The organism is Peptidiphaga sp. (genome assembly GCF_057238965.1).
The window spans coordinates 1-10,466 of sequence record NZ_DBHHEV010000081.1 but is presented as its reverse complement, the minus strand read 5'-3'; the positions used below and the strand labels follow the sequence as shown (position 1 = coordinate 10,466).

Genomic DNA, 10,466 nt, shown 5'->3' with positions numbered 1-10,466 from the left:
CGTAGTTGAGGAAGGAGGCGTCGGACTCGTCGGCCTCGGCGACGAACGCCCTGCCTCCCCCGAGATGGCTTCCGCCGCCCGCGCCGACGACGCTCCCGCCGATGGCCCACGAGGGGTCGAGGCCGACCTCGCGCAGCGCCGTCGCGATCATCGCCGACGTCGTCGTCTTTCCGTGGGCCCCGGCCACGGCCACGAAGTCGCGGCCGCGGGCGGCCAGGGCGAGGGCCTGCGACCGGTGGAGGATCTTCTGCGAACGCTCGCGCGCTGCGGCGAGCTCCGGGTTGCCCTCGCGGATGGCCGAGGAGACGACCAGAACGGCGTCGGCGGGCACATGCCGGGCGTCGTGCCCTATCGACACGGAAATTCCCTCGGCTGCCAAACGCCGCGTCGTCTGGGACTCTTTCGAGTCCGACCCCGAGACCGCGGCGCCGGAGGCTGCCAGGAGCTCCGCCACGACGCTCATGCCCGCGCCTCCGATTCCTACCAGATGGTACTTCTCTTGCAGCGCGTCGGGCGAGGCCTCCCCCGTCCTGGCATCCTTCATCGCATCTCCCCCGTTTCTTCGATGAGTCGGGCCAAACGCCTGTCGGCGTCTACAGGCATGAGCTCGCTCAGGGCGCTCGACATGGCCGCGAGCCTGTCGCCGTCGAGCACGAGCGGAATGATCTCGTCCGTCACGTTCTTCAAGCTGAAATCGCGGTCGCGGACGAGGCGCGCTCCCCCGGCTCGGACGGCTTCGGCCGCATTCTTTTCCTGCTCGCCGTTGCCTATCGGCAGAGGCACGAAATAGCCCGGAATGCCGAGGGCCGCAAGCTCAGCGACCGTCCCGGCGCCGGAGCGGCACAGAACGAGGTCGGCCACCGCATAGGCCAGCTCCATCTCCGTCAGGTAGTCGATCACCCGGTAGTTCGCAGCCTTCGCGCTCGCCTTGCGGACGGGGCCGTCTTTCCCTCGCCCGGTCAGGTGGAGGACCTGAATTCCCGCCTCGTCGAAGGCCGGAGCCGCCTGAACGAGTACGTCGTTCAAATGCTTGGCGCCGAGGGATCCTCCGGTGACCAGAAGGGTCGGCAGGGCGGGGTCGACCCCCAGCTCCTCGGCCGCCGCGACATGGGCCGATCCGCGAGCCTCGGCGTCGTCGCGCAGCGCCGCCAAGTCCGCGATCTTCTGGCGCAGCGGCAGGCCGACCACCCGCGTCGTGCCGGACGAGGCCGACAGGCGGGTCGATCGGAAGGTCAGGGCGACGACGGCGGCCTTCCGCGCACCGTACCTGTTTGCGAGGCCGGGCTTGACGTTCTGCTCGTGCACGACGAAGGGAAGGGAGCGCTTGCGCGCCGCGGCGTAAAGCGGGGTCGATGCGAAACCGCCGAAGCCGACAGCCACGGCCGCGCCGGCCTCGTCGAGGACCTGGCCGGCCTTGGCGACGGCGCTCTTGTACTTTCTCGGGAACTCAAAAAGGCGCTTCCCGATTCTGCGAGGGAGCGGAACGCGGGGAATTTCGACGAACTCGATGCCGGCGGCGGGAACGAGCTCGGCCTCCAAGCCTTCCTCGGTGCCGATCGCGCAGACGTCGATGCCCCGTTCCGTCAGGGCCTTCGCCGTCGCCAGCAGGGGATTGACGTGGCCGGCGGTTCCGCCGCCCGCCAAAACGACTTTCATACTCATCCTTTCACTACGGCGCGTACGCGATGGGCCAGGCGTCCGCGCACGCGGAAGGATTCCCTGACTCCCGGGGCCGAAAGCGCGCACGAAACGGCGAATCCGACGGCCAGAAGGCACGCGATGACGGCGGAGCCCCCCTGTGAAATGAGGGGAAGCGGCACTCCGAAAACAGGGAAGACGCCCGTTACTACGAGCATATTCGCCATCGCCTGCCCGCACATCCACACGGCTATGCCGCCGCATGCGAGCCTCGCGAATCGCGACGGGTGGTAAGTGGCGATTTTCATAAGTCCGAAACCGAGCACGAAAAACATGGCGACGACGACGAGGCAGCCGAAGAGCCCCAGCTCTTCGCCGATGACGGCGAAAATGAAGTCGTTCTGCGCCTCGGCGAGGTTTCCCGGCCATTTCTCGATCCCGGTGCCCAGTCCGCGCCCCGACAGCCCGCCGGACCCAAAGGCCCACAGGGCGAAATCCGACTGGGTCGGGTCCGTCGAATCGGGCAGGCTCGCGAGATTGGCCAGATACTCTTTGATGCGCGTCAGGCGCGAGGGGCTCATGGCCACCAGCACGGCAGCGCCGAATACGGCCAACGCCCCGCCGGCGACATAGTAATGGCTCGGCATCCCGGCCAACCAGAATATGCCCGCGCAAATGAGGGCGAAGACCATGGCCGTGCCCATGTCGAAGCCGAGGAGCACGGCCGCCAAGGCGAGCGCGGCGCCCGCGGCGACGGGAAGCCTGTGGGCTCCCCTCCAACGCTCCGGCAAAATGCCCCAGGAGGGCATGAAGAAGGAGTGAATGCCCCAGTCGTTCGTCCGGCTCCTGCCCAACTGCGCGGCTATCCAAACAATCGTGGCGAACTTCAGGAATTCGGACGGCTGGATGGTGAAGGGGCCGATCTTCAGCCAATTGAGGTTGCCCGCCACGTCCTTGCCGAGCGGGGTGACGACGGCGCACTGCAGGGCGATGCCGGCGGCGAAGATCCAGTTGGCAGCGCGCAAAAAGACGCCTGCCGGCAGGAAGACGGCGACGGCTCCGACGGCCAGGCCGATCGCCGCGTACATAAGTTGGCCGTTGGCCGTTGTGAAGGCCAAAGCCTCCCCGTTGATCCGCGCGTTTCTGATGGCCGCAGGGGCGGTGGCCGAATAGACCATGACGATGCCGATAACCAACAGCGCGCACGCGGAGACGAGGATGAGGGAGATCGCCCGATGCATCTGGTCGCGGACGGTCTCGGCGGGGTAGGCGGGCTCAGGCCTGCGGGCCTCCGCCTTCGCCTTGGCGATTCCGACACCGTGGGCGCCCTTGAGCCTGACGAGGGCGCCGCCGGCCTTCGGGCGCCGGCGTTCGCTGTCGGTGCGTTCGCTGTCAGTGCGGGCGCTGTCAGTGCGGGCCATCGTTCCTCCTTGCGGCCTCGGCGAATCGCTCCCCTCGCTCGGCGTAGGAGGCGAACTGGTCCATCGACGCGCACGCCGGCGCAAGCAAAACGACGTCGCCCCGGCGGGCGTGGGAGCGGGCGGCCGCGACGGCGTCGTCCATCGGCTCGGGCGACGCCGGATCGATGTACGTCACCGGAACGTCGATGCCCGCCAAAGCGCTTTTCCACGGCTCCTGGTCCACTCCGATGACCACGACGGCGCGGAGCTTTCCCGAGACGTCCGCGACGAGGTCTTCGAAACGCCCGCCCTTGGCCAAGCCCCCGACGATCCACACCGTCGTCCCGTCCGCCTGCGCCCCGAGGCTCGCCCTGGCGGCGTGGGCGTTGGTCGCTTTGGAGTCATCGACGTAGCGGACGCCGTCGACCGTCGCTGCGAGCTCAATGCGGTGGGCCCCCGGGCGGAACGCCCGCAGCGCGGAGCGCACGTCCTCGGGCGCCACGCCGGCCGCCCGTCCCAGGGCAGCCGCCGCCATGGCGTCGCAGACGATGTGCGCGGGCAGGTCGGCGCCCGCCGGCGCGAGCTGCGCCAGGTCGCCGAGGGAGAAGAGCTCGATCGCCTCCCGGAAACGGCCGGGCCCGAAAGCCCGGTCGACGACGGCGTCCTCGACCAAGCCGATCTGGCCGACCGAGGGAACGGCGAGGGTGAGCCCGATCGCCCTGGCCCCCTCGACGACGTCGGCTTGGTCGACCATGCGCTGGACGGAGGAGTCGCCCACGGGGTAGACGCACGCCGCCTGGACGCGCTCGTACACACGGGCCTTGGCCCGCCAGTACGCTTCGCGCGAGCCGTGCCATTCAAGGTGGTCGTCGGCGATGTTCAGGCATATCGAGGCCAGCGGCGACATGGTGCGGGTAGTGCGCAGCTGGAAGGAGGAAAGCTCGACGGCGAAGGCGCCCGCCGCGCCGCCGTCGGTGCGGGAGACTTCCGCGACGGCCGGATTGCCGACGTTTCCGACGGCCTTGCCCTTCAGGCCCCCGGCGTCAAGGATGGCTTCGGCCATGGACACGGCGGTGGTCTTGCCGTTGGTCCCCGTCACGCACAGCCACGGTGCCGCGCGGCCGCCGTCGAATGCCCTCAGCCGCCAGGCCAGTTCGATCTCGCTCCACACCGGGACCCCGGCGCGCGCCGCTCGCTCGAAGAGAGGACCGACCTCGGGCACAGCGGGGGCCGGAATGACGACGTCGGGCTTCCACGCGAGGGCTTTCTCCGCAAGGGCGGCGGGGTCGGCTGCGGCGCAGCGCTCGTCGACGTCGCCGACGCTTTCCAGGGCGCGCTCGTTTGCGTCCCACGCGGAGACGACGGCCTCGGTCGCCTCCGCGAGCGCCTGGACGCAGGCCGTGCCGGACTTGCCGAGGCCGACCACGGCCACCCTCGCGCCGGCGAGCTCGGCCGCCCCGGGGATTTCGACGCTCACTGGTGCGCCAGCCATTCGGCGTAGAACAGGCCGACCGCCATGAGCATGAGGAGCGCCTCGATGATCCAGAAGCGCACGACCACGGTCACTTCCTTCCAGCCTTTGAGCTCGAAGTGGTGGTGAAGCGGGGCCATGCGGAATATCCGTTTTCTCGTGATCTTGTAGAAGCCCATCTGGAGCGTCGCCGAGCCCACTTCGATGAGGTAAAGGCCGCCGATGAGGACGGCGAGGATTTCGGTGCGGGTGAGGATGGAGATGCCGGCGAAGGCGCCTCCGAGGGCGAGGGACCCGGTGTCTCCCATGAAGATCTTCGCGGGAGAGGTGTTCCACCACAGGAAGCCGAAACAGGAGCCCACGATGGCGGCGCAGACGATGGCGAGGTCTCTGGGGTCGCGAACGTCGTAGCAGCCGGGCGCCTGGCCGAGGACCCCGTGGCAGACCTGGTTCGACTGCCACATGGTGATCGTCGCGTATGCGCCGAATGCGATCATCGACGCCCCCGCGGCGAGCCCGTCGAGGCCGTCCGTGAGGTTGACCGCGTTGGACCACGCCGTGATGAGGAAGTTGGCCCAGACGACGAAGAGCACGATTCCGACTCCGGCGCCGAGGAAGGCCAGGTCGATGTTCGTGTCGCGCAGAATGGAAATTCGCAGGGTCGCGGGGGTTCTGTTCTCAGAGTTGCGGAAGCGCAGGGCCATGACGGCGAAGCTGATCCCCACGAAGGCCTGGCCGATTATTTTCGCCCACGGGGTCAGCCCCAGAGACTGCTTCTTCCTGATCTTGGCGAAGTCGTCGAGGAAGCCGATGAAGCCAAGGCCGACCGTGAGGTACAGGAGGAGCAGGCCTGAGGCGTTGGGCGAGCGGCCGGTCGCGAGATTCGCGACGAAGTATCCGAGGAGGGTGCCGACGATGATCATGACGCCGCCCATGGTGGGCGTTCCGCGTTTGATTTGGTGGCTCGTCGGCCCGTCTTGGCGGATGAACTGCCCGTATTGCCGGGCCACGAGTATCTTGATGAAGAACGGCGTGCCCACGAGGGTGACGAAAAGCGAGATGCCGCCCGCGATGAGTATCGACAGCACTACTTCTTCTCCTCCCTCAGGGAGTCGGCGACCTTCCAGACCCCCGAACCGTTCGATCCTTTCACCAACACTACGTCACCGGCGGCCAAGGCGGCGTTTAGCTCCCTCAGCGCGCCTTCGGGCCCGGCGACCCACGTTGCGTCCACCCCTTCGGCTTCGGCGGCCGATGCGAGGGGCCGGGCCTCGTCGCCGACGGCGACGAGGGAGGCGACGCCGGCCTGGGCGGCGGCTTTGCCGATCGCCTCGTGCTCGGGCGCAGAGGCCTCGCCGAGCTCGAGCATTTCCCCGAGCACGGCGACCTTGCGCCGTCCGCGTCCGAGCCGTTCCAGGGCCGCCAATCCTGCGCGCATGGAGTCTGGGTTGGCATTGTACGAGTCGTCGATGACCGTCGCGGCACCCGCCTCGAAGACGTCCATGCGATGGGGGCTTGCGGCGCCGACGGCGCTGAGGGTCGAGGCGATCTGCGCCGTTGCAATCCCCAGCGAATGGGCGAGCGCCGCCGCGGCGAGGGCGTTCGCCACGTGGTGTTCGCCGACGAGTCTGAGCTTGACGTCCGCCTCGCCCTCCGGCGTGACGAGCGTGAAGGATGCGCGTCCGTCCGCGCCGACGTCGATGTTTCGGGCTGCGACGTCGCCCTCGCCGCGCGCCGAGAAGGTGAGAACCGGTCCGTGCGCGAGCCCGGCCATGGCCGCAACCCGAGGATCGTCGGCGTTGAGAACGACGGCGCCGCCTTCGCGGGTGCCGGTCACAAGCTCGGACTTGGCGCGCCCGACGTTGTCGATGCCGCCGAATTCGCCCAGGTGCGCGCGGGCGACGATGAGGACGGCCGAGGCGTCCGGGGGCGCGATCGACGTGAGGTAGTCGATGTTGCCGATGCGGTCAGCGCCCATTTCGAGCACCAGTGTGGCTGTGCCGGCGTCCGTCCGCAGAACCGTGATCGGAAGCCCCAACTCGTTGTTGAAGGACCCGGGAGGGGCGATGACCGGCCCCCTGCTTTCCACCAGAGAGGCCAACAGATCCTTGACGGTGGTCTTGCCGACCGATCCCGTCACGGCCACGACCTTGAGGTCGGGGTTCCCTTCGGCCCTCGCCCTCCGAAGGTTCGCGCGCGCCAAAGCGCCGATCGCCTTTTCGACGTCGTCGACGACGATGACGCGAGCCGGGTCGGCGCCCGAGGCGACCGCGGTGGAAGGGTCGGATGTGACGACGGCCCGCGCGCCCGCCGACAGCGCGGCTCCGGCGAGCTCGGCGCCGTCGACCCGCGCGCCTTTGATGGCCGCGAAGACCTCGCCGCCGCTGACGGTCCGCGTGTCAGCCGTCAGCGACGAAATCTGTTCTCGTGCGACGTCGGGGGGAGTCTCGCCCGCCGTCGTCGCATTGCAATCGGCAACGACTTGCGCGAGCGTCACCGGTATCATGCTTTCTCCTCACCGTCGTGGACGCGGGCGCGCTTGCGTAGGGCGCGCCGCGCCTCGACTCGGTCGTCGAGTTCGATCGGAACGCCCGCCACCTCCTGAATGGTTTCGTGGCCGCGCCCCGCAAGGAGAATGGTATCCCGCTCGGAGGCTTGCGCGATTGCGGCGTCTATAGCTTGGGACCGGTCCGCGATTTCCACGACCGGGGTGTCGAAGCCGCGCGTTCCCTCGATGACGGCCGCTCTGATGACGGCGGGATCCTCGTCGTGAGGGTCGTCGTCCGTGATGTAGACGAGGTCGCCGTAGCGGGCGACGGCGGCCCCCATGGCCGGGCGCTTGCCCTTGTCGCGGTCCCCGGCCGACCCCGTGAGCACGACGAGCCTGCCCTCGGTCGAGGGGCGCAGAGCCTTCATGGCGTTGACGAGCGCCTCCGTGTTGTGGGCGAAGTCGACGATGACGCGCGGGCGGGCGTTGAGCACCTCCATGCGGCCCGGCACCGCGGGGTTGATCCCTTCGGGCAGGGCGCGCGCGAGCTCGTCGGGGGCGTACCCGGCCGTCATGGCCATGACGGCCGCGAGCGCGGCGTTGGCGACATTGAAATCCCCCGGAAGGGAGGTGCTCGTTGCCAGCCTGCGCCCGTCGGTCGATTCGAGGACGAAGCTCGACCCGCCCCGGTGAACGGCCTTCCATCCCACGACGCCGTCGGGCAGATCCGGCAGATCGGAGCCGACGGCGAGGGCGGCGACCTCCCCTTCGAGCCTCGGCGCGCATTCCGCGAGGAGGCGGCGGCCGTATTCGCCGTCGACTGAGACGACGGCGTTGCGAGCCCTCTCGGGGGTGAAGAGACTCGCCTTGGCCTGGTAGTACGCCTCCATCGTGCCGTGGAAATCGAGGTGGTCTTGGGTGAGATTCGTGAACCCGGCCACCGTGAAAGTCACCGGGTCGCTGCGGCCCTGGACGAGGGCGTGGCTGGAAGTCTCCATGACGACGTCGGTCCCTCCCCCGCTGCGGTGGAAGGCGAGGTAGCTTTGGAGCTCGTCGGGCATGGGCGTCGTCAAGCGCGCAGGCACGCTCATTCCCGCCAGGCGGATCTCGACCGTGCCGATGAGCCCGGGTTTGCGCCCGAGGGCGCAGAGTATCGATTCGACCATGTAGGCCGTCGTCGTCTTGCCGTTGGTTCCCGTAACGGCGTATGAATCCAGGCCTGCGGCGGGTTCGCCGAGGATCAAGGCGGCCGCCTTTCCAACGGCGGCGCGCGGATCGTCGACGACGAGGACGGGGACGGAGCGCCCGCCGGCGGCGCGAAGGATGTCGCGCCCCTCGGCGTCGGTGAGCACGGCGCTCGCGCCGGCTTTGACCGCGGAGGCGGCGAAGGCCGCGCCGTGGACTTTCTCTCCCGGAGTGGCCGCGAACAGGTCGCCCGGCCTCGCCTGCCTGCTGTCGGACGTGACGGATTCAACCGCTGCGCTGCGGGCCTCGGACCCTCCGTCGCCGACGTCGACCGTCGCCCCGACGGCCGCCGCGAGCGCGTCGAGCCGCGTGAGAAGCCCGGTCTGTCTCGTATAGTCAGTCATTCTTGCCTATCTGACGCTCGTACCACGGGTACTTGAACAGGGGCTCGGTGGAAGGCGCGATCCCCAGCTGCCGTACCGCAAAGTGTGCGACATTAGAGAATACCGGAGCGGCCACCTCGCCGCCGTACCCGGCCCCCTTGCCGTTGAAGACGGTGACCGCCACGGCTATCTGGGGCTTGTCCGCCGGAAGGACCCCCACGAATGTGCCGACTCGCTTGGTGAGCTTGCCGTTGGCGTCGGGCACCTGCGCGGTCCCCGTCTTTCCCGCGACGTTGTATCCCTCGACCCTGGCGAGATAGCCGGTCGAATCCTTGTCGGTGACGGCCTGCATCATCTTCAGCATCGTCGCCGCCGAGTCTGCCGAGATCACGCGCTGTTTCTTCTCGGGCGCGACGGGCTTCTCGTTTCCGTCGGCGTCGACGACGGACTCGACGATGTGCAGCGGAACCTTCACTCCCCCGTTGCCGATCGTCGCCACCATCTGGCCGAGTTGAACGGTGGTGGCCGACCATCCCTGACCGAACATCGTCGTGTAGCGCCCTCTGGGGCCCCAGGCGCTCGGCTGCGTGAGCTTCCCGCGGGACTCCGCGGGCAGCTCGATGCCCGTCTTTGAGCCGATGCCGAACTTCTTCATGTAGTCATAGCGCTTGGCGTCGCTCACTTTGTCGCCGATCTGAATGAGGCCCGTGTTGTAGGACTTCGCGAGGATCCCGGCCACCGTCATCTTTTCGGTGCCGTGCGAATCGTTGTCGTGGACCTTCTCGCCGTTGGGCATCGTGATCGAGTACGGAACGGTGAAAACGCTCTCGGGCGTGACTTTCTTCTGGTCGATCGAGCCGGAGAACGTGATGAGCTTGCCTGTCGATCCGGGCTCGACGGGCGCCTGCACCGCCCGCGACCCCCAATTCGAGGACGCCGTCGAACCGAGGCTCGCCGGATTGGGGGAGCCGGAATCCACGAGGGCGAGGATCCTTCCGGTTCCGATCTCGACGACGACGGCCGCGCCCCACTCGGCGTTGTTGGCCTTGACCGAATCGTCGACGGCCTTCATGAGTTGGTTCTGCAGGTCGCGGTCGATCGTCAGCTTGACGGTCGAACCGTTCTTCGCGGCCGCCTCCTTGCGCTTGCCGTTGGGCAAAACCGCGCCTCCCCCGGCGACTTCGACCGTGAGGGAGCCGTTTTTTCCTGCGAGCGCGCCCTCCTGCGACTTCTCGATTCCGGCTTGGCCCTTGATCTGGCCGGGCTCGTTCTGGACCTGGCCCGTGTAGCCGAGCACGTTTCCGGCGACCGCGCCGTTGGGGTATTCGCGTTTCATGTACTGCTCGGGCTCGATCCCCGTGATGCGCAACGCGTTGACCTTGCGCCAAAGATCCGGGGAAACGTCCTTCTTGACGTATGCGAAGGACTTCTTCTCCTCGCCGCCCAGGAGGAGGCCGCCCAGCTCGGCCCGATCCATCTTGAGCAGCGGCGCGAGCTGTTCGGCCGCCGCCGCGGCGCCGGATCCGATGAGATTGCCGTCCTTGTCGTAGCGCTTGTACTGGGCGATGGCCTTCTGGTTGACGCCGATGTTGTACCGCTCGATAGACGTCGCCAGCACCGACCCCTTCGAATCGACGATGTCCCCTCGCTTGGCGTGCAGCGTGTACGTCCTCGTTCTGAAGCCCGACGCGGCCTCCGCGAGGGAGGCGGATCTGACGCCTTGGAGGTCGGCGAGCCGAATGCCCAAAACCAGTGCGCACACAACGAAGGCGACGGCGAGCGAGTGCAAGCGTCTGGCCGCCAAAGGCAACGACGAGTGGTACTCCCTCAGTCGACGAATGTACCGAGAAAAGGCAGCGCGGCGCGGACGATCCGCGCCACGCCCCTCCGTCTCATTGTCG

The 10,466-nt window shown here is 68.1% G+C and carries 8 protein-coding genes; all 8 read right to left on the bottom strand.

Features of this window, described 5'->3' with window-relative positions:
- Positions 1-544, bottom strand: a 544-nt coding sequence (locus ACO48X_RS09155; protein ID WP_485001782.1) for a Mur ligase domain-containing protein, incomplete at its 3' end; no start/stop codon positions are given.
- The gene (gene murG, locus ACO48X_RS09150) at positions 541-1,662 is read right to left on the bottom strand and encodes an undecaprenyldiphospho-muramoylpentapeptide beta-N-acetylglucosaminyltransferase (protein ID WP_485001781.1); all 1,122 of its coding nucleotides are present in this window, start codon (positions 1,660-1,662) and stop codon (positions 541-543) included. The genes murG and ACO48X_RS09155, both read right to left, overlap by 4 nt.
- Positions 1,659-3,059, bottom strand: coding sequence for an FtsW/RodA/SpoVE family cell cycle protein (locus tag ACO48X_RS09145; RefSeq protein ID WP_485001779.1), 1,401 nt, complete (start codon positions 3,057-3,059; stop codon positions 1,659-1,661). The genes murG and ACO48X_RS09145 overlap by 4 nt, the downstream gene beginning before the upstream one ends.
- Positions 3,046-4,530: a UDP-N-acetylmuramoyl-L-alanine--D-glutamate ligase gene (gene murD / locus ACO48X_RS09140; protein ID WP_485001778.1), complete on the bottom strand. Its 1,485-nt coding sequence runs from the start codon at positions 4,528-4,530 to the stop codon at positions 3,046-3,048. The genes ACO48X_RS09145 and murD overlap by 14 nt, the downstream gene beginning before the upstream one ends.
- Positions 4,512-5,597, bottom strand: a complete 1,086-nt coding sequence (mraY, locus tag ACO48X_RS09135) for a phospho-N-acetylmuramoyl-pentapeptide-transferase (RefSeq protein ID WP_485001777.1) — start codon at positions 5,595-5,597, stop codon at positions 4,512-4,514. The genes murD and mraY overlap by 19 nt, the downstream gene beginning before the upstream one ends.
- The gene (locus ACO48X_RS09130) at positions 5,597-7,015 is read right to left on the bottom strand and encodes a UDP-N-acetylmuramoyl-tripeptide--D-alanyl-D-alanine ligase (RefSeq protein WP_485001776.1); all 1,419 of its coding nucleotides are present in this window, start codon (positions 7,013-7,015) and stop codon (positions 5,597-5,599) included. Before ACO48X_RS09130 ends, mraY begins: the two co-directional genes overlap by 1 nt.
- Positions 7,012-8,586, bottom strand: coding sequence for a UDP-N-acetylmuramoyl-L-alanyl-D-glutamate--2,6-diaminopimelate ligase (locus ACO48X_RS09125; protein ID WP_485001775.1), 1,575 nt, complete (start codon positions 8,584-8,586; stop codon positions 7,012-7,014). The genes ACO48X_RS09130 and ACO48X_RS09125 overlap by 4 nt, the downstream gene beginning before the upstream one ends.
- A partial coding sequence (locus ACO48X_RS09120; protein WP_485001774.1) for a peptidoglycan D,D-transpeptidase FtsI family protein occupies positions 8,579-10,466 on the bottom strand: 1,888 nt, incomplete at its 5' end. The genes ACO48X_RS09125 and ACO48X_RS09120, both read right to left, overlap by 8 nt.